Consider the following 18,180-nt stretch of genomic DNA (forward strand, 5'->3'; position numbering starts at 1 on the left):
CGCCCCCTGACCTGCTCTCGGTAACGCCAGGGAACCTTTGCGTGTTGGACGGCGGTTCTTCTGGGGACGTCTCAGTAACGTTGGCGGTCTGCCGGACAGGAACGTCCCGGGGGAGTCCTTGGTGCTCACCGATTTCATGGAGGCCATGTCGTTCATCGGGAGCGGCGGCGTCTACCTGTCGCTTCTGGTGCTCGTCTACTGGTGCGTGGATCCCCGGTGGGGGGCCAGGGCCGCGGTGCTGCTGACGATCAGCACGGTGCTCAACACCGTGCTGAAGCTGTTCTTCCACGAGCCGCGGCCGTTCTGGACCGACACCTCGATCACCGGGCACGAGCCGCGCGACTCGTTCGGCATGCCGTCCGGGCACGCCCAGAGCGCGGCGGTGTTCTGGGGCTTCGCCGCCGCGCGGGCACCGGCGGGCCGTCCGGCGCTGCGCCGCGCGGCCTGGGCGGTCGCGCTGGTGATGATCGGCCTGATCGGGGCGTCGCGGGTCGTGCTGGGCGTGCACTCGGTCGGGCAGGTGGCCGCCGGGTACGCGATCGGCGCGGTCCTGCTGGCGGTCGGGCTGCACCTGGAGCCGCTGGTGGTGCCGTGGTGGACGCGGCGTCCGCTCGCCGCGCAGCTCGGGCTGGCGCTGGGCGTGTCGCTGGTCCTCGCCGGGTTCGGCTGGGCCGCGGTGGAGGCGCTGGACGGCTGGCACTGGCCCGCGTCCTGGGCGCACGCGATCGCGGCGGCCGGCGGCCGCGTCGAGCCGATCACCGTGGGCGACTCCGCGGCCGCGGCGGGCGGTCTGTTCGGCCTGCTGGCGGGCCTGTCGTGGATGGCCTACCGGGGCGGGTACGACGCGTCCGGGCAGGTGTGGCGGCGGCTGGCGCGCGTCCCGGTGGGCGCGGTGGGCGTGTCGGCGTTCTACACCCTCGGGCTGTTCCTCGGCACCCAGCCGGTGCAGGCATTCGCCGGGCATGCGCTGCTGGCGCTGTGGGCGACGGCCGGGGCGCCGGAGGCGTTCATGCGGCTCGGGCTGGCGCCGCGCACCACCCGCGCGGTCACCCGGGCGGGTGAGGAGCGCGCCGAGGTGCGGCAATAGACTCGGTCCATCATGGCCGCACCGCAGATCTCTCCCAGCATCCTGTCCGCCGACTTCGCCCGGCTCGCCGACGACGTGGCCGCCATCTCCGGCGCCGCCGACTGGGTGCACGTCGACGTGATGGACAACCACTTCGTGCCCAACCTCACCCTCGGGCTGCCGGTGGTGCAGGCGCTGCTCAAGCACAGCGCGCTGCCGCTGGACTGCCACCTGATGATCGAGGACCCGGACCGCTGGGCGCCCCAGTACGCCGAGGCGGGGGCGGGCAGCGTCACCATCCACGCCGAGGCGGCCAAGGCGCCGATCCGCACCCTGCGCGCCATCCGCGCCGCCGGGGCCCGCGCCGGCCTCGGCATCAACCCGGCGACGCCGGTCGAGCCGTACGAGGACCTGCTCGGCGAGATCGACATGCTGCTGCTGATGACCGTCGAGCCGGGCTTCGGCGGGCAGAAGTTCCTGGACGTGGTGCTGCCCAAGGTCCGCCGCGCCCGACAGATGATCAAGGGGCGGGACCTGAACGTGTGGCTGCAGGTCGACGGCGGCGTCAGCGCCGAGACGATCGAGCGGTGCGCCGAGGCGGGCGCCGACGTGTTCGTGGCGGGCAGCGCCGTGTACGGCGCCGACGACCCGGCCGACGCCGTGCGCCGCCTGCGCGCCCAGGCGGAGCGCGCCGCCCCCGCCGGCTGAACCCTGCCGGGTGGACCGCTACCAAGCGAGCGCTAGGTTGGCCACATCCGGCCGTGGGAAGTCTCACATCCGGCCGGGAATGCGCGGCATGGCACACTGGTTGGCAGCAGTGAACGCGTGCTCCGGGGTCGGTGAAAGTCCGAACCGGCGGTGACAGTCCGCGACCCGGCCGAATCCATCGGCCGGTTGACCCGGTGGAATTCCGGGACCGACGGTGAAAGTCCGGATGGGAGGCAGCGCGCGAGGCGTCCTTTTCCGCCGCCGTGGCGGCCGGGACGGGGACGCCGGCCGTACGCACCGTACGCACGTCCCGGAGCCCGTGCCGACGCATGAGGAGGCCCCGGGACATGTTCACCGGCATCGTCGAGGAACTCGGCGAGATCGTCGCGCTGGAGCCCGCCGGAGACTCGGCGCGCATCACCATCCGCGGTCCGCTCGTCACGCAGGACGCGGTGCACGGCGCGTCGATCGCCGTCAACGGCGTCTGTCTGACCGTGGTCGAGGTCAAGGACGACGTCTTCACCACCGACGCGGTCAAGGAGACGCTGGATCGCTCCAGCCTCGGCGCGCTCGGCCCCGGCTCCCGCGTCAACCTCGAGCGCCCCGTGCGCCTGTCCGACCGGCTCGGCGGCCACCTGGTGCAGGGCCACGTGGACGGCGTCGGCCGCCTGATCTCCCGCGAGCCCGGCGAACGCTGGGACGTGGTCACCTTCTCCCTGCCGCCCGAGCTGTCCCGCTACGTGGTGGACAAGGGCTCCATCACCGTCGACGGCGTCAGCCTCACCGTGGTCGAGGCGGGCGCGGACCGCTTCAGCGTCGCGCTCATCCCCACCACCCTGGAGCTGACCACGCTCGGGCTCAAGCGGCCCGGCGACCCGGTGAACCTCGAAGTGGACGTGGTGGCCAAGTACGTCGAGCGCATGCTCGGGAGCCGGGTGGTCCCGTGAGCTGGTACGAGGCCGGATTCCACGTCGCCGGGCAGAAGGTGCTGTGGACCGACCTGGTGGGCAACGCCTGCGCCCTGGGCACGGTCTGGCTGGCGACGCTGCGCACCGTCTGGACGTGGCCGGTGCAGCTGGCCGGATCGGTGCTGCTGTTCGCCGCGTCCCTCAGCGCCCACGTCACCGGCAACGCGCTCAAGCAGGTGATGTTCGCCGTGCTGGCGGTGTACGGCTGGCAGAGGTGGGCGCGCGGCACGCGCCGGGCCGACGGCCTGCCCGTGCGTTTCGGCACCGTCCGCGAGCGCACCGCGCTGCTGGCCGCCACGGTGGCCGGGACGGTCGTCGTGGCGATGCTGTTCGAGCACTTCGACGCGTCCTGGGCGCCCTGGCCGGACGCCTACATCTTCGTGGGCAGCGCGGCCGCGACCTTCGCCCAGGGCCGCGCGCTGATCGACTTCTGGTGGATCTGGCTGGCGGTCGATCTCGTGGGCGTGCCCCTGGCCCTGATGTCCGGCCTGTGGGTGACCGGCGCGGTGTACGGCGTCTTTTTGGTACTCGTGTTGAACGGGTACCGCGACTGGCGCCGTATCTGGCAGGCGCGAAGCGTGCATACCCCCCGACCCGAGGCGGTGGCCAATTGACCGAGACCGTGACCGACACCGTGACCGAGACCGTGACCCACACCCAGACCGACACCCAGACCGACACCGAGGGCGTCTTCGACGACATCGAGGCCGCCGTCGCCGACATCGCGGCGGGCCGGCCCGTCCTCGTCGTCGACGACGAGGACCGCGAGAACGAGGGCGACATCATCTTCGCCGCCGCCAGGGCGACCCCCGAGCTGCTGACGTTCGCCATCCGCCACACCAGCGGCGTGATCTGCGTGCCGATGCCCGGCGAGGACCTGGACCGGCTGGGCGTCCCGCTGATGACCGCGCAGAACGGCGAGGCCATGCGCACCGCGTTCACCGTCAGCGTGGACGCCCGCGAGGGCATCGACACCGGCATCTCCGCCGCCGACCGGGCCCACACCATCCGGCTGCTGGCCGACCCCGCCACCGGCCCGGCCGACCTCGTCCAGCCGGGGCACATCTTCCCGCTGCGCTACCGGCCCGGCGGGGTGCTGCGCCGCCGCGGCCACACCGAGGCCGCCGTGGACCTGGCCCGGCTGGCCGGCCTGCCGCCGGTCGGCGTGCTGGCCGAGGTCGTCAACGACGACGGCACCATGGCCCGGCTGCCCGAGCTGCAGGTGTTCGCCAAGGAGCACGGGCTCAGGCTGATCTCCATCGAGCAGCTCGCCGAGTACCGGCGCCGCCGCGAGCCGACGGTCACCCGGGTCGTGGAGACCCGGCTGCCCAACCGGTTCGGGATGTGGCGGGCCGTCGGGTTCGCCAGCGAGATCGACGGCGGCGAGCACGTCGCGCTCGTCCTCGGCGACCTGGGCGACGGCGAGGACGTGCTGGTGCGGGCGCACTCCGAATGCCTGACCGGCGACGTGCTGCACTCCGAGCGCTGCGACTGCGGCACCCAGCTGGACGCGGCCATGGAACGCGTCGCCGCCGAGGGCCGCGGCGTGATCCTCTACCTGCGCGGGCACGAGGGCCGCGGCATCGGCCTGCTGGCCAAGCTGCGCGCCTACGCGCTGCAGGACGGCGGCTCCGACACCGTGGACGCCAACCTGGAGCTGGGGCTGCCGGCCGACGCCCGCGAGTACTCCAACGCCGCGCACATGCTGCGCGAGCTGGGCGTGCGGTCGGTCCGGGTGCTCACCAACAACCCGCGCAAGCTCGCCGGGCTGGACGGCTTCGGCCTGCGGATCCTGGGCCGCGAGAGCCTGCCCACCGTCGTCACCGAGCACAACCGCCGCTACCTGGCGGCCAAGCGCGACCGTCTCGGCCACCAGATCGAGGGCCTGGCGGCGAAGGAGGAGCTCTCATGAGCGGGACGGGCCGTCCCGAGGACACCGTCGTCGACGCGCGCGACCTGACCCTCGGCGTGGTGTGCACACGCTGGCATCCGCAGGTCACCGATACCCTGTTGGAGCGGGCGCTGGCCGCGGCCAAGGCGTGCGGCGTGGCCGAGCCCGTCGTCGCGCGCGTCGCGGGGGCGCTGGAGATCCCGGTGGTCGCCCAGCGGCTCGCCCGCGACCTGGACGCCGTGGTGTGCCTCGGCGCGGTGATCCGCGGCGAGACCGCCCACTTCGACTACGTGTGCGACTCGGTCACCGCCGGCGTGACGCGGGTCGCGCTCGACGAGTCGACACCGGTGGGCAACGGCGTCCTGACGTGTGACACCATGGAACAGGCACTCGACCGAAGCGGGCTGCCGGGCAGCCGCGAGGACAAGGGATGGGAGGCGACTGTGGCCGCACTCGACACGGCACTGACCCTGCGAGGGCTGCGGCATCACGGTCACGCCGGGCACGGCGTGGAGCATCCTGGCTCCTGAACGTCCCGGTTCCGTCGATCCCATCCTTCGAAAGGTTTCACCGTGCTGTCTCTCGTCCTGCCCAAGGGGTCCCTGGAAAAGGCGACCATGGAGCTGTTCGACGCGGCCGACCTGACCGTCCGCCGCGCCTCCGACCGCGACTACCGCGCCTCCATCGACGACCCGCGCATCGACCGGGTGCGGGTGCTGCGCCCGCAGGAGATCCCGACCTACCTGGAACAGGGCCTGTTCGACCTCGGCATCACCGGCCGCGACTGGATCACCGAGACCGACGCCGACGTGGTGAGCCTGGGGCAGCTGCAGTACTCCAAGGCCACCTCCAACCCGGTCCGCGTGATCATCGCGGTGCCCAACGACGCCCCCTGGCAGCGGGTGTCCGACCTGCCCGAGGGCGTGCGGATCTCCACCGAGTTCCCGGCGCTGACCCGGCGCTTCCTCGACAAGCACGGCGTCAAGGCGACGGTCGTGCCGTCCTACGGCGCCACCGAGGCCAAGGTGCCCGACATCGTGGACGCGATCGTCGACCTCACCGAGACCGGCTCGTCGCTGCGCAAGAACGGGCTGCGCATCCTGGACACCCTGCTGACCAGCTACACCGAGCTGGTCGCCAACCGCGAGGCCTACGAGGACGAGGCCAAGCGCGCGGCGATGGAGGACGTCTCCCTGCTGCTGCAGGGCGCCATCCGGGCCCGCGGCAACGTGCTGCTGAAGCTGAACGTCGGCAACGACCAGCTGCCCGCGGTGCTGGACATCATGCCGTCGATGTCCGCGCCGACGGTCACGCCGCTGGCGGGCGGCGACCAGCACGCGGTGGAGAGCGTGGTCGCCAAGCGCGGCGTCAACACCCTGATCCCGGCGCTCAAGGCGGCCGGTGCCCGTGACATCCTCGAGATCCCGATTTCCAAGATTGTCGACTGACGTCCCGGCGCTTCCGGTGGTGTGGCGCCCGCGCACCACGCGGATCGTGGCCTACACGATGGCGGGCGTGATCGTGCTCGGCATGGTCGTGCTCGCCATCGTCGTGGCCCCCAGCTTCCAGATCGCCGACCGCATCCTGCTGGTGCTGTTCGGCCTGGGCCTGGCCTGGATCCTGCACATGCTGGCCCGCTGCCACGCGGCCGCCGACACGTCGGGCCTCACCGTCGTCAACGCCTTCCGCACCCGCCGCCTGGCCTGGGCCGAGGTGGTGGACGTGACGATGAACGTCGGCGACCCGTGGCCCACCCTCGACCTGGCCGACGGCACCACCCTGGGCGTCATGGGCATCAACGCCACCGAGAAGACCCGCGCCGCCCACGACTTCGCCCAGCTCCAGGCCCTCCTGAAGACTCACGCCGAAGCCCCCGACCCCCGTTGACCTGCGCCCCCGCAGCGATGCGATGACCGCTTCCGGGGGTCGGCTCGGCTTGCGCCGCGAAGGCCGCGGGGACGCATGGTGATCAGGCTTGACTCTCCCTGTTCGGATGCGCGCGGCGAGGGCATTGAGCTTAACTAGGGAGGGTGAGTGCGATGCCTGCGGAAAGTGACGACGCGACTACGCTGTCGGTGCCACAATGGATGATCCCCCCGCCGGGCGGGTTCACCGCCGACGACTTCCTCAAGATGCGCGGCCTCCCCCGGCACACGGAGCTGATCGACGGGAGTCTCGTCTTCGTGAGCCCACAACAGCCGTGGCATCAATGGATCATCAACCTGCTCTGGTTCAGGCTTGACGAGCAGGCGCCCGCCGGGTTCAGGGCGCAACGAGAGATGACCATCAAGCTCGCCAAGCGCCAGTGCCCCGAGCCTGATGTGCTGGTCGTTACCGAAGAGGCGCATGAGCGGCTGTTCGCAGAGAAGCTCACCTACTTCCACCCCGAGGACGTCTCGCTGGTGGTGGAGGCGGTGTCGCCGGACTCAGAGGATCGGGATCGGGACACCAAGCCGCTCAGATACGCGGCCGCCGGAATCCGGCACTACTGGCGAGTGGAAGCGGACGACCTTCGTGCGGTCGTGTACGTGTACGAGCTGGACCCTGCTACCGGGGCGTACTCTCCCACTGGCATCTACCACGATCGGCTGAAGCTCACGGTGCCGTTCGACATCGACATCGGCCTGACACGCGTCGGCCGGAAGGTACACGAGAGGGACTGAGGGGCGTCAGGCGGTGAGGAGGGTGGCGGTGCCGGCGGCCATCAGGGCCAAGGCCCAGATCTGGTCGAGGTTGAGCCAGGCGCGGCGCAGGACGGTCAGGCCGAGGAACTCGTAGACGGCGACGGCGACGACGCCCGCGACGGCGAACATGGCCAGGGTGTGCACGCCGGTGACGAAGATCCCCGCCGACAGGGCGCCACCGCCGGCGTGCAGGCCGTGGTCGTGGCCTTCCGGCGCGGGCATGCTGGTCAGGACGGGCAGCAGCATCAGGCCCGCGCCGTGCACCGAGGACATCAGGAACGACCAGCCCGCCAGCTGCCACAGCGACAGCCGCATGCCGACCCAGCGGAAGTGCCGCTGCGACAGCAGGCGCCACAGGCCGAAGCCGACGAGCACGGCCCCGCCCACGATGGCGATCACGCGGGTGGTGGTCACCGAGCGGGTGAGGGAGACCAGCACGGCGATCGCGCCGACGGAGGCGGCGTGCCCGGCGGCGATGGCGGGCAGCGACTGCAGCAGCCGCGCGCGGCTGCGTTCCTGCAGGCCGCGGGCGACCGCGAACAGCCAGCCCATCCCCGGGTTGAGGCCGTGAAAGGCGCCGAGTGCCACCAGCGCCGCCAGGGAGCCGTTGGTCATCTACGGGTAGCAGTAGGAGTCGGAGGACGCGTCGCCGCCCTGCAGGCGCGTCTGGTGGGGACGCAGGCCGCGGAACTCCTCGCCGTGCGGGAAGAACCGCTCGTCGAACGCGAAGCCGTCCGGGGTGGAGTCGAGCTTGGCCATCCAGGCGCCCACGCCGTCGGGGTAGAACTGGTCGTCCCAGGATCCGTAGAGGGAGTTGGTGACGTAGACGCGGCGGCCGTCGCGGCTGACCTCCACCATCTGCGGGCCTCCGGCCAGCGGCAGGTCGGGCGCGGCGGGGTGCGGGGTGCGGCCGACGATGCCGCCGATGCGCACCGAGCCCGCCTCCACGGGGTTGAACGGGTCGCTGACGTCGTAGCGCTTGAGCTCGCCGGTGCCCCAGCACGACACGTACAGCCACTTGTCGTCGACGGACAGGTCGATGTCGGTGACCAGCGGCGGGACCGCGCCGAACGGCTGGATGACCGGCGGGAGATCCTCGGCGTCGGCCGGTTCGGCGGGGATGGTGATGACCTTGCGGGCGGCCCACCGGTCGCCGTCGCGGTGCCACAGCCACACCGAGGCCGACAGGTCCTCGACGCTGACCACGACCCCGGCGAACCCGTACAGCTTGGTCGGGTCGTGGGCGGGTCGCAGCTCCAGCACCATCTGGTGCTCGTCGCCCAGGTCGACCGTCTGGACGTGGGAGCGTTTGCGCAGGTCCCAGAAGTGCAGGGCATGGCCGTACTTGCGGCCGAGCAGCAGTTCGCCGACGACGCCGTCCTCCACCATGGACGGGGTGCCCCACTCGGAGGTGATCAGGACGTCGTGGGCGATGTGCCACCAGGCGTCGTAGGCCAGGTGCTGTGGGCCGCGGTCGACCTCCCACCGGCCGAGCACCTCGAACGAGGTGTGGTCCAGCAGCGCGATCCCGCCCGGGCCGTCCTGTCCATCGGCGCCGCCCAGTGCGGTCAGGTACAGGCCCTCGGGGCCGCAGTGGACGGTGTGGGGGCGCGAGTATCCGGCGCGCTCGGCCAGTTCCTCCGGCTCGATGGTCTTGACGATGCTGGGCTTCTTGGGGTCGTCCTTGGTGTCCAGGACGTAGACGCGCGACGACCGCAGCCCCGGCACGATCAGGTAGCGGCGTTCCACGTGGGGGTGCGGCGCGTAGGGGCACAGGGCGCTGCTGCACGCGTTCCAGCCGAAGTGGTGGAGTTCGTCGCCGAGGTTGGGCAGTTCGGTCCATCCGACCACGGAGCCGTAGGAGCCGGAGTCTGGGTCCACGTCCAGGACGGCGATGGCGTCGGGTTTCGCGGCGGCCCGGTCGAACGCGGCGACGTAGGCCAGCGTCTCCGGGGGCGCGTTCACGGCCTCCCTGGGCGAGGCGTAGAAGGTGGGGTCCGGCTTCCACAGTGCCATGGCAGGCTCCTACCCATTCGTCGGTTCGGGGTCACGTTGGTGCGGGGCGGTGTGCCGGGACCGGTCAGGTGACCGTTACGGGATGCCGGACTACCGCCCCGAAGAGATAGCCGAGGGTGTTGTGGGGCGCGGTGGCGGGCTGGACGGCGCCCGTCTCGTCGGTGGCCCGCGCCAGCAGCTCGTGACGGCCGGGGCCGGGGGGACGCCAGGGCAGCTCCCACCGCACCCAGGCGCGCGCCAGGCCGGGGCCGTGCAGGCGGGCGTTCCGCCAGGTGGCGCCGCCGTCCACGCTGACCTCCACGCGGCGTACGCGTCCGTTGCCGGACCAGGAACGGCCGTGCAGCACGTGGGTGCGGCCTGCGGCCAGGGCGGCGTCCCAGGCCAGCTCGAACGCGCTCTTGACGTTCATGCGGGTGAGGGGCGCGCTGCCCTCCTCGGGGTAGCCGGGCCCGAACAGCCGGTAGTAGCGGGTGTTCCAGGGGGAGAAGAGAGGCTGGTCGGCCACCTGGATGTCACCGAGCCACTTGATGGAGGCGATGCCCACCCAGGACGGGACGACCAGCCGCACCGGGTAGCCGTGGTCGGGCGGCAGGGGCGCGCCGTTCATCTCGTAGGCCAGCAGTACGTCCTTGAGGGCCTTGGCGACGGGCAGGGGCCGGCGCACGCGGCCGAGGTTCTCGCCCCCGTCGGTGTAGTCGGGGTCCAGGCCGCGGGGGAGGACGTCCACGGCGTGGCGGGTCAGCCCGGCACGTTCCAGGACGACCGCCAGCGGAACGCCCCGCCAGCGCGCCACGCCGACCGCGCCGAGCTTCCAGGGGGTGCCGGACACCTGCTGCCCCTGCTGGGAGGTGAAGTAGCTGCGCCCGTTGCCCGTGCACTCGATGAAGGCCGTCAGCGTCTCCGACCGCATGCCGAGCAGGTCCTCGTAGGTGAACTCGACGGGACGGTCCTCGGTGGGGGAGCCGTGCAGCCCGGTGCCCCACAGCTTCAGCCGCCAGGTGCGCGCGTCGATCAGCGGGGTGGACACGTGGTTGCGGACGAAGAACCGGTCGGCCGGGGTGAGCAGGCCCTGCCCGCGCATCGCCTCCCACCGCGTCTCGGCGTTGGTGCCGTGGACGACGAACAGCTCGGGCGGCAGCGGCTTGACGATGGGCCCGGCGGACGCCTGCGCGGGAGCGGCCGGCGTCTGCGCGGAGGCGGCCGCGGCGCCGGCCGTACGGGTCAGGGCCGCGCCCAGGCCGAGGCCCGCCGCCCCCGCGCCGAGGCGGAACATCGCCCGCCGGGAGAGCCCTCCGGCGAGCCGTGCCCGCCACTGCGCCGCCCGCACCCGCTCGTAGACGGCCTCGTCCGTCAGATCCGCCCCGCTCACGTCCGGCTGCGTACCGTCAAGGTCCATACCGGCGATGCTGCTGAACCGGCGACCGAAAGTCAACTTTCCCTACTGGATTGACCAAAAATTGGGGGGCCGTGAAATCGGCGGATACTGCCGGTGAGAGACGCGCGCCCGGTGAGTAGCCTGACAGCGTGTGGGAGCCCGCGGCCGTCGCCGAGACCCGTTCGCCCGCCGAGCTGGCGGGCCTGCTGGACCGGCACGGCTACCTGTGCGACGAGGGCCTGGCCACCGCCTGCTTCCTGGCGCTGCGGATGCGGCGGCCGCTGTTCCTGGAGGGCGAGGCCGGGGTCGGCAAGACCGAGCTGGCCAAGACGCTCGCCAGGGTGCTGGACGCGCCGCTGATCCGGCTGCAGTGCTATGAGGGGCTGGACGCCGCCCAGGCCCTCTACGACTGGGACTTCCCCCGCCAGCTGCTGCACCTGCGGGCCGCCGAGGCCGCCGGGGTCACCGACGTCGCCCGGCTGGAGGGCGAACTGTACGACCGGCGGTTCCTGGTCGCCCGGCCGCTGCTGCGCGCCCTGGAGACGGTGCCCAGCGTGCTGCTGGTCGACGAGATCGACCGGGCCGACGACGAGTTCGAGGCGTTCCTGCTGGAGGTGCTGAGCGACTTCACCATCTCGGTGCCCGAGCTCGGCACGATCCGCGCCGAACGGCCCCCGGTCGTGGTGGTGACGTCCAACCGCACCCGCGAGGTGCACGACGCGCTCAAGCGCCGCTGCCTGTACCACTGGCTGGAGCACCCCTCCTACGACCGGGAGGTGGCGATCATCCGGCGCCGCCTGCCGGGCGCGTCCGAGCGGCTGGCCGGGCAGGTCGCCCGCGCCGCGCAGCGGCTGCGCGCCCAGGACCTGCTCAAGCCGCCCGGCGTCGCCGAGAGCCTGGACTGGACCGAGGCGCTGGTCTCGCTCGGCGTCCGCGACCTGGACCCGGACGTGGCGGCGGTGACGCTCGGCACCGTCCTGAAGTACCGCGAGGACCAGGAGCGCGTGCGCGGCCACGGCCTGGCCGCGCTGGTCGACGGCGGCGGCCCGCCCGGCGGGACGTGACGGCGATGGGTGCGACGCGGGACGTCACCGACACGATCGTCGGGTTCGCGCGCACGCTGCGCGCGGCGGGCGTCGGCGCCGATCCCGAACGCGTGCACGCCATGCTCGCCGCGCTCGACCACCTCGACGTCCTCGATCCCGCCGACGTGTACTGGGCGGGACGGCTGACGCTGTGCTCCGACCCCGACGACCTGCCCCGCTACGACCGCTGTTTCGCCGCCTACTTCTCCGGGCGGACGGCGCGTCCGGGCCGCCGTCCGCCGCCCCCGGTGGTGGTGCGCCGGGCCACCGCCGAGTCCGGCGCCGCGGCCGGCGACGCCGGGGACCCGGCCGACGCCGCGCTCGCCGTCGCCAGCGACGTGGAGGTGCTGCGGCACCGCGACGTGGCCCGGCTCGGCCCCGCCGAACGCGCCGAGATCAACCGGCTGATCGCGCTGCTGGACGCCTCGTCCGCGCGGCGCCGGTCGCGCCGGTTCGCGCCCGCCCCCGCGGGACGGCTCGACCCGGCCCGCACCGTCCGCGAGGTGCTGCGCCGCAGCGGGGAGATCTCGCTGCTGAGGCACCGCGCCCACCGCACCCGGCGGCGGCGCGTGGTGCTGCTGGTCGACGTCAGCGGGTCGATGAGCCCCTACGCCGATGCGCTGCTGCGGTTCGCGCACGCCGCGGCCCGCTCGGGCGGCCGGACGGTGGAGGTGTTCAGCGTCGGCACCCGCCTGACCCGGCTCACCCGCGAGCTGCGGCACCGCGACCCCGACACGGCGATGGCGGCGGTGTCGGCCGCGATCCCCGACTGGAGCGGCGGCACCCGGCTCGGCGCGGAGCTCAAGGAGTTCCTCGACCGGTTCGGGCAGCGCGGCATGGCGCGCGGGGCCGTGGTGGTCATCGCCTCCGACGGCTGGGAACGCGGCGACGCGACGCTGCTCGGCGAGCAGATGCGCCGCCTGGCGCGGCTGGCGCACCGCGTGGTGTGGGCCAACCCGCACAAGGCCCGTCCCGGGTACGAACCCCTCACGGCGGGCATGGCGGCGGCGCTGCCGCACGTCGACGACTTCACCTCCGGGCACAGTCTCGGCGCGCTGCAGGAACTCGCCCGCCTGGTCGGGACGTCCAGCAGGCAGGACAGGGGAGGCGCCCATGCGTGACGTGCTCGGCGACATCGCGTCCTGGTACGCGGCGGGCGAGACGTTCGGGCTGGCGACCGTGGTGAACACCTTCCGCAGCGCGCCCCGCCCGCCCGGCGCGGCCATGGCGGTGTCACCGTCGGGTGAGGTGGTCGGCAGCGTGTCGGGCGGCTGCGTCGAGGGCGCGGTGTACGACCTGGCGCAGTCGGTGATCGCGTCCGGGGAGCCGGTCGTGCAGCGGTACGGGGTCAGCGACGACGACGCGTTCGCCGTCGGCCTGACCTGCGGCGGCATCCTGGACGTGCTCGTGGAGCCGGTCGGCCCGGCCACCTTTCCCGAGTTCGACCGGGTCGCCGCCTCGATCGAGGCGCGCGAGCCGGTGGCGGTCGCCACCGTGGTGGGCGGGCCGGGACGGCTCGGCGCCCGCCGGGTCATCTGGGCGGACCGCGCGTCCGGCAGCCTGGCGCCCGGCGCGCCGCACGCGGCCCGGCTCGACGCCGCCGTGGACGACGACGCGCGCGGCATGCTCGCCCAGGGCCTGACCGGGCAGCGGCACTACGGCCGCGAGGGGGAGCGGCGCCTGGACGAGCTGTCGGTGTTCGTGCACTCGTTCGCGCCGCCGCCGCGCCTGCTGGTGTTCGGCGCGATCGACTTCGCCGCCGCCGTCGCCCGCGTCGGCAAGTTCCTCGGCTACCACGTGACCGTGTGCGACGCCCGCCCGGTGTTCGCCACGTCCAAGCGGTTCCCCGAGGCCGACGAGGTCGTGGTGAAGTGGCCGCACAAGTACCTGGACGAGATCGACGTGGACGAGCGCACCGCGATCTGCGTGCTCACCCACGACCCCAAGTTCGACGTGCCGCTGCTGCAGGTCGCGTTGCGCACCCCCGCCGGGTACGTGGGCGCCATGGGGTCGCGCCGCACCCACGACGACCGGACGAAACGCCTGCGCGAGGCCGGGCTCACCGACGCCGAGCTGTCCCGGCTGCGCTCGCCCATCGGCCTGGACCTGGGCGCCCGCACCCCCGAGGAGACGGCCGTGTCGATCGCCGCCGAGCTGATCCAGCTCCGCTGGGGCGGTTCGGGCCGCCCGCTCAGCACCACGTCCGGCCGCATCCACGGCGACGCCGGCTGATGGCGGTCCACGGCGAAGGTCCCGCCGGGCTGCTGCTGGCGGCCGGTGCGGGCAGGCGGCTCGGGCGGCCCAAGGCGCTGGTGGAGGTCGAGGGCGAACGGCTCGTCGACCGCGGCGTGCGGGTGCTGCGCGAGGGCGGTTGCGCCCCGGTGATCGTGGTGACCGGGGCGGCGCCCGTGGAGGTGACCGGTGCGGTCGTCGTGCCGAACCCCGCCTGGCGCACCGGCATGGGGTCGTCGCTGCGGGCCGGGCTCGCGGCGCTGCCGCCGGACGCGCCCGCCGTCGTCGTCGCGCTGGTCGACCAGCCGCGCGTCGGCGCCGCCGCCGTGCGCCGGCTGGTCGAGGCATACAGGGGCGGCGCCCGCGTCGCGGTGGCCACCTACGGCGGGGCGCCGCGCAATCCCGTGCTCATCGCCCGCGAGCACTTCGCGGACGCCGCCGAGGCCGCCGTCGGGGACATGGGCGCCCGCGCGTTCCTGCGCGCCCGTCCGGACCTGGTCACGCCCGTCCCCTGCGACGACGTTGCCGCCCCCGACGACATCGACACCCCCGCCGACCTGGCCGCCTTCACCCGGCCGTCCGGAGACGCCCGCTGACGCCCGTGCCGCATGTCCCGTTGACTGTGGTGATCGCTTCGGGTCGGATGGACCGCACTGGTCCGGCCGTCCGGTGGAGGTCGTCATGTCCAAGCCCCGCCCAGCCCATCTCGACAATCCCGCCTTCTCCAGATTCATGAAGGTCACCAGCGCGACGCACGTGGCGCTGTACCGGCTGTCGGGCGGGCGGCTCGGCCGCCGGTTCCCGCGCTCGGGCGCGCCGGTGTGCCTGCTGACCACGATCGGCCGCCGCAGCGGCACGCACCGCACCAAGCCGCTGCTGTACATGCCGGACGGCGACCGCGTGGTGATCGTCGCCTCGGTGGGCGGCCACCCGCGCCACCCCGCCTGGTACCACAACCTGACCGCCAACCCGAACGTGCTGGTGCAGATCGGGCCGGACCGCCGTCCCATGCGCGCCCGCACCGCCGACGCGTCCGAACGGCAGGCGCTGTGGCCCCGGCTGGTCGCCATGTACCCCGACTACGCCGACTACCAGTCCTGGACCGACCGCGAAATCCCCGTGGTGATCTGCGAGCCGGAGGTCAGGTGACCGCACCCCACATGGTCACGGCAGGACGCTTTCGTCCAGGGCGCCGCAGTCGACGGCGCGGCGCAGGCGGGCGGTCAGGGCCTTGATGGTGGCGGGCTCGTCGAGGACGCCGTCGCCCTTGCCCGCGGCCTGCTCGTGCCAGGCCCGGACGCGGCCGATCACCTCGTCCACCCCGGACAGGTGGAAGGCGTACACGGCGGCGTAGCGGCTCGGCAGGTGCGCCGGGTGCATGTCCCAGCCCTGGTAGAAGCCGTGCCGCAGGGAGTGCCGGACGTGCGCGGCGTGCACCGCCCAGGTGTGGTTGACCTCGTCGGGGCCGTCGTTGCGCGGGACGACGTTGGTGGAGCCGTCCGACAGCCGCACGCCGGTGCCCGCCAGCGACACCTGCATGGCGTGCCGGGCGAAGTCGCAGGCGGGGTGGTCCAGGCGCTGCTCGGCGGGCGGCAGCCCGCACGCGGCGGTGTAGTCGAACACGCCGAAGTGCGCGGCGGTCAGCCGCCCGGCCGCGGCCTCCACGATGGCGCGCAGCCCGAACCGGCCCTCGTGGTCGATGATCGCCTCGGTGGTCTCCACCTGGACCTCGAAGCGCAGGATCCCGGGGGGCAGCCCGAGCGCCGCCTCCAGCCGCTCCAGGTACTCCACGAAGATCGTCACGTGCTCGGCCATCACCACCTTGGGGAAGGTGATGGTGAACCCGCCGGGCAGCCGGCCGAGCCGGTCGCGCAGCGCGGTGAGGAAGCCGTCCAGGGTCCGCATGGCGCGCACGTGGCCGCCGTCGGCGAACGACTTGACCCGCAGGCCCCAGTAGTGGGGGAGCGTCCGGCCCTGGTACGCGGCGGCGACGGCCTCGACGACCTGGGCGATGTGGGCGTCCTCCTCGGCGTCGTCGCGCACGCCGTAGCCGTCCTCGAAGTCGACGCGCACGTCCTCGACCGGCTCGGCGGCCAGCTTGGCCGCCACCCGCTCGCGCACCGTCCCGGCGATCTCCGGGTCGATGCCGAACGCGGTGCCGAACGACCCCGCGCCGGGCGTGTGCGTGTTGAGCAGCCGCAGCGCCTCGGCGCCGAAGTCGGTGGGCGTGGACGGGGAGAACCGGTCGGCGGGGACGTAGACGGTGTGCACCGGCTGGCGTCCGGTGGCCGGGCCCGGGAAGTGCCGGTCGTGCTCGGCGCGTACGGCGTCGACACGGGCGGACAGGTCGTCGATCGAGGCAACGCTGAGGTTCACCCCGCCATGATCCCCCAAGATCACCCGGATTGCGCAGCGGTCGGCGGGCCGATCGCCGGCCCGGTCACGCCGGCCCCGGCCGGACGGCGGCGGCCAGGGCCGCCAGGGCGTCGGCGAAGACGCGGGCGGGCGGCGACACCAGCCCGGCCCCGACCTGCCCGACGCCCGGCTCCCGCCCGGCGATGCCCGTGTCGATCACCGGCAGGATTCCGGTGCGCACCACCCGGGTCACGTCCACGCCCGCGGGGGTGCCGCGGAACGACAGCAGCGGGATCTGCAGCGCCGGATGCTCGGCCAGCGTGATCTCGTACATCCGGCGGGTGGCGGCCACCGCGTCCGGCACCTCCCCGCCGACGAACCGGACGATCGCGGGCGCCGCGGCCAGCGCGAACCCGCCCATCCCGGCGGTCTCGGTGATGGCCGAGTCGCCGATGTCGGGGTTGGCGTCGGCCGGGCCGTAGGAGCCGAGGTACAGCCCGTCGGGCACCTGCGCGGGGCCGGTGAACCACCGGTCGCCCGTGCCCGACACCTGGATGCCGAAGTCGGTGCCGTTGCGGGCCATCGCCACCACCAGCGTGGACCCGGGGACGTCGCGGGCGGCGTCGGCGGCGGCCTTGGCGGCGGCCATGGACGCGTTCAGGAAGAAGTGGTCGTTGCCCGCCACGAACCGGAACACCTCGGCGACGTGCGCGCGCGGCGCGTCGGCGGCGACCAGGTCGGCGCCGAGCTCGCGGACCAGCAGGGACGTGGCGGCGCGGTTGCGGTTGTGCAGCTCGTCGCCCATCTGCAGGGCCTGCGCGATCAGCGCGACCAGGTCGATCGGGCCGTGGCGGCGCACCGCGTCGCGCAGCAGCGGGCCGAGGACGGCGCCCATCCAGCGCAGCCGCTCCAGCACCTCGGGCCCGTACGCCCCGTACCGCAGCACCTTGCCCAGGCCCTCGTTGAGCGAGCAGCAGGCGGTGCCGCCGTGCTCGGCGTCCTCGACCACCAGCATCCACATCGACGGGCTCACCACGCCCGCCATCGGCCCCACGGTGCCGTGGCGGTGGCACGGCTCCAGCGTCGCCGCGCCCCGCGCGAGGGCCCGCTCGGCCTCCTCGGGGGTGCCGGCGAGCCCTTCCAGCAGCATGGCGCCCATGAGCGCGCCGCGCATCGGCCCGGACGCGCGGTCCCACTCCAGGGGCGGGCCGGCGTGCAGGAACGCGCCCGGCTCCAGCCCCAGCACCTCCGACGCCGGACGCACGTCCACCAGGTGCGGCCGGGCCGACAGCATGCGCCCGACGGCGCGGGCGTTGGCCTCGGCCCGGCGCGGGTCGCCGAGCACGGCGTTCAGCGCGGGCAGCGACTCCTCCGGCGCCGGGCGCCAGTCGACCGCCTCCACCGGCACCGCCTGCTGGGCCAGCGCCTCGGCCAGCACGCCGACGCCCGCGGTGACGACGCGCGGCTCGCGGGTCAGCAGTCCGCCCAGCCGGGGCCGCGCGTCACTCATCCGGGACTCCTTCCACGAGCCCTTGCAGCAGACGGACGGCGTGGCGGGCGGCCTCGGCGTTGGAGGCGAACACCGACGCGCCCGCCTCCCGCAGCGCCGCGGCCTGCCGGTCGCGGTCCTGCGGGTCGCCGGGCGTGCCGCACAGCGACACCACGACGGCCAGGTCGGCGCGGTCGGCACGGGCCGCCGCGATCGCCGGGGCCAGCGCGGCGGCCGGGTCGGGCTCGGCGCCGTGGCCGAGCACCACGTCCAGCAGCAGCACCCCGCAGGCGGGGTCGGCGGCGTGCTCG

The 18,180-nt window shown here is 73.6% G+C and carries 19 protein-coding genes, 1 pseudogene and 1 riboswitch; of the genes and pseudogenes, 14 read left to right on the forward strand and 6 right to left on the reverse strand.

Annotated elements, in window-relative coordinates; genetic code table 11:
• Positions 1-121: 121 nt before the first annotated feature.
• From ABD811_RS32485 to ABD811_RS32525, 9 genes are all read left to right on the forward strand, one after another.
• A complete protein-coding gene (locus tag ABD811_RS32485) occupies positions 122-1,087 on the forward strand; it encodes a phosphatase PAP2 family protein (RefSeq protein ID WP_344955419.1) in 966 nt (321 codons plus the stop codon).
• A gap of 12 nt (positions 1,088-1,099) precedes the next feature.
• Positions 1,100-1,774: a ribulose-phosphate 3-epimerase gene (gene rpe / locus ABD811_RS32490; RefSeq protein ID WP_344955421.1), complete on the forward strand. Its 675-nt coding sequence runs from the start codon at positions 1,100-1,102 to the stop codon at positions 1,772-1,774.
• A 113-nt stretch (positions 1,775-1,887) separates the two neighbouring features.
• A riboswitch (FMN riboswitch) is annotated at positions 1,888-2,018 on the forward strand.
• Positions 2,019-2,121: 103 nt separating this feature from the next.
• Positions 2,122-2,721, forward strand: coding sequence for a riboflavin synthase (locus ABD811_RS32495; protein ID WP_344955423.1), 600 nt, complete (start codon positions 2,122-2,124; stop codon positions 2,719-2,721).
• On the forward strand, positions 2,718-3,356 hold the full coding sequence (locus ABD811_RS32500; protein WP_344955425.1) for a nicotinamide mononucleotide transporter family protein: 639 nt from the start codon (positions 2,718-2,720) through the stop codon (positions 3,354-3,356). The genes ABD811_RS32495 and ABD811_RS32500 overlap by 4 nt, the downstream gene beginning before the upstream one ends.
• 32 nt (positions 3,357-3,388) lie before the next feature.
• Positions 3,389-4,654: a bifunctional 3,4-dihydroxy-2-butanone-4-phosphate synthase/GTP cyclohydrolase II gene (locus ABD811_RS32505; RefSeq protein ID WP_344955565.1), complete on the forward strand. Its 1,266-nt coding sequence runs from the start codon at positions 3,389-3,391 to the stop codon at positions 4,652-4,654.
• Entirely contained in the window at positions 4,651-5,163 is a 513-nt protein-coding gene (gene ribH, locus ABD811_RS32510; RefSeq protein WP_344955427.1) for a 6,7-dimethyl-8-ribityllumazine synthase, read from the forward strand. The genes ABD811_RS32505 and ribH overlap by 4 nt, the downstream gene beginning before the upstream one ends.
• Before the next feature lie 42 nt (positions 5,164-5,205).
• Positions 5,206-6,081 (forward strand): ATP phosphoribosyltransferase, encoded by an 876-nt coding sequence (gene hisG / locus ABD811_RS32515; RefSeq protein ID WP_344955429.1) that lies wholly within the window; start codon positions 5,206-5,208, stop codon positions 6,079-6,081.
• Positions 6,071-6,520 carry a PH domain-containing protein gene (locus ABD811_RS32520; protein WP_344955431.1) on the forward strand — a complete coding sequence of 150 codons (450 nt, stop codon included), beginning with the start codon at positions 6,071-6,073 and terminating at the stop codon, positions 6,518-6,520. Before hisG ends, ABD811_RS32520 begins: the two co-directional genes overlap by 11 nt.
• A gap of 152 nt (positions 6,521-6,672) precedes the next feature.
• On the forward strand, positions 6,673-7,296 hold the full coding sequence (locus ABD811_RS32525; RefSeq protein ID WP_344955433.1) for a Uma2 family endonuclease: 624 nt from the start codon (positions 6,673-6,675) through the stop codon (positions 7,294-7,296).
• 6 nt (positions 7,297-7,302) lie between these two features.
• Here ABD811_RS32525 and ABD811_RS32530 read toward each other — a convergent pair whose 3' ends face one another.
• The 3 genes from ABD811_RS32530 to ABD811_RS32540 form a co-directional block, all read right to left on the reverse strand.
• The gene (locus ABD811_RS32530; RefSeq protein ID WP_344955435.1) at positions 7,303-7,932 is read right to left on the reverse strand and encodes a hypothetical protein; all 630 of its coding nucleotides are present in this window, start codon (positions 7,930-7,932) and stop codon (positions 7,303-7,305) included.
• Positions 7,933-9,333 carry a selenium-binding family protein gene (locus tag ABD811_RS32535; RefSeq protein ID WP_344955437.1) on the reverse strand — a complete coding sequence of 467 codons (1,401 nt, stop codon included), beginning with the start codon at positions 9,331-9,333 and terminating at the stop codon, positions 7,933-7,935.
• A 64-nt stretch (positions 9,334-9,397) separates the two neighbouring features.
• Positions 9,398-10,702: a sulfite oxidase gene (locus tag ABD811_RS32540; RefSeq protein WP_344955439.1), complete on the reverse strand. Its 1,305-nt coding sequence runs from the start codon at positions 10,700-10,702 to the stop codon at positions 9,398-9,400.
• 155 nt (positions 10,703-10,857) lie between these two features.
• Here ABD811_RS32540 and ABD811_RS32545 point away from each other — a divergent pair, with 155 nt between their 5' ends.
• The 5 genes from ABD811_RS32545 (at position 10,858) to ABD811_RS32565 (ending at position 15,174) form a co-directional block, all read left to right on the forward strand.
• Positions 10,858-11,772, forward strand: coding sequence for an AAA family ATPase (locus ABD811_RS32545; protein ID WP_344955441.1), 915 nt, complete (start codon positions 10,858-10,860; stop codon positions 11,770-11,772).
• Between the two features lie 5 nt (positions 11,773-11,777).
• Positions 11,778-12,914 (forward strand): vWA domain-containing protein, encoded by a 1,137-nt coding sequence (locus tag ABD811_RS32550; protein ID WP_344955443.1) that lies wholly within the window; start codon positions 11,778-11,780, stop codon positions 12,912-12,914.
• Positions 12,907-14,025, forward strand: coding sequence for an XdhC family protein (locus ABD811_RS32555; protein WP_344955445.1), 1,119 nt, complete (start codon positions 12,907-12,909; stop codon positions 14,023-14,025). The genes ABD811_RS32550 and ABD811_RS32555 overlap by 8 nt, the downstream gene beginning before the upstream one ends.
• The gene (locus tag ABD811_RS32560; RefSeq protein WP_344955447.1) at positions 14,025-14,621 is read left to right on the forward strand and encodes a nucleotidyltransferase family protein; all 597 of its coding nucleotides are present in this window, start codon (positions 14,025-14,027) and stop codon (positions 14,619-14,621) included. The genes ABD811_RS32555 and ABD811_RS32560 overlap by 1 nt, the downstream gene beginning before the upstream one ends.
• Positions 14,622-14,706: 85 nt before the next feature.
• A complete protein-coding gene (locus ABD811_RS32565; protein WP_344955449.1) occupies positions 14,707-15,174 on the forward strand; it encodes a nitroreductase family deazaflavin-dependent oxidoreductase in 468 nt (155 codons plus the stop codon).
• Between the two features lie 15 nt (positions 15,175-15,189).
• Here ABD811_RS32565 and ABD811_RS32570 read toward each other — a convergent pair whose 3' ends face one another.
• The 3 genes and pseudogenes from ABD811_RS32570 to ABD811_RS32580 form a co-directional block, all read right to left on the reverse strand.
• Entirely contained in the window at positions 15,190-16,401 is a 1,212-nt protein-coding gene (locus tag ABD811_RS32570; protein ID WP_344955451.1) for a DUF6986 family protein, read from the reverse strand.
• Positions 16,402-16,465: 64 nt separating this feature from the next.
• Complete coding sequence (locus ABD811_RS32575; RefSeq protein WP_344955453.1) at positions 16,466-17,890, reverse strand: YlbE family protein; 1,425 nt, start codon at positions 17,888-17,890, stop codon at positions 16,466-16,468.
• Positions 17,883-18,180, reverse strand: a pseudogene (locus ABD811_RS32580) (hypothetical protein); the annotation flags it as partial. The gene ABD811_RS32575 and the pseudogene ABD811_RS32580, both read right to left, overlap by 8 nt.

The sequence above is a fragment of the Actinomadura miaoliensis genome (assembly GCF_039536785.1).
Taxonomy (GTDB): domain Bacteria; phylum Actinomycetota; class Actinomycetes; order Streptosporangiales; family Streptosporangiaceae; genus Spirillospora; species Spirillospora miaoliensis.

Bases quoted from the DNA above. Each gene is read 5' to 3' on its own strand.
- rpe (WP_344955421.1), top strand. From the start codon at position 1,100: ATGGCCGCACCGCAGATCTCTCCCAGCATCCTGTCCGCCGACTTCGCC.
- ABD811_RS32495 (WP_344955423.1), top strand. From the start codon at position 2,122: ATGTTCACCGGCATCGTCGAGGAACTCGGCGAGATCGTCGCGCTGGAG.
- ribH (WP_344955427.1), top strand. From the start codon at position 4,651: ATGAGCGGGACGGGCCGTCCCGAGGACACCGTCGTCGACGCGCGCGAC.
- ABD811_RS32525 (WP_344955433.1), top strand. From the start codon at position 6,673: ATGCCTGCGGAAAGTGACGACGCGACTACGCTGTCGGTGCCACAATGG.
- ABD811_RS32530 (WP_344955435.1), bottom strand. From the start codon at position 7,932: ATGACCAACGGCTCCCTGGCGGCGCTGGTGGCACTCGGCGCCTTTCAC.
- ABD811_RS32535 (WP_344955437.1), bottom strand. From the start codon at position 9,333: ATGGCACTGTGGAAGCCGGACCCCACCTTCTACGCCTCGCCCAGGGAG.
- ABD811_RS32550 (WP_344955443.1), top strand. From the start codon at position 11,778: ATGGGTGCGACGCGGGACGTCACCGACACGATCGTCGGGTTCGCGCGC.
- ABD811_RS32555 (WP_344955445.1), top strand. From the start codon at position 12,907: ATGCGTGACGTGCTCGGCGACATCGCGTCCTGGTACGCGGCGGGCGAG.
- ABD811_RS32560 (WP_344955447.1), top strand. From the start codon at position 14,025: ATGGCGGTCCACGGCGAAGGTCCCGCCGGGCTGCTGCTGGCGGCCGGT.
- ABD811_RS32565 (WP_344955449.1), top strand. From the start codon at position 14,707: ATGTCCAAGCCCCGCCCAGCCCATCTCGACAATCCCGCCTTCTCCAGA.
- ABD811_RS32575 (WP_344955453.1), bottom strand. From the start codon at position 17,890: ATGAGTGACGCGCGGCCCCGGCTGGGCGGACTGCTGACCCGCGAGCCG.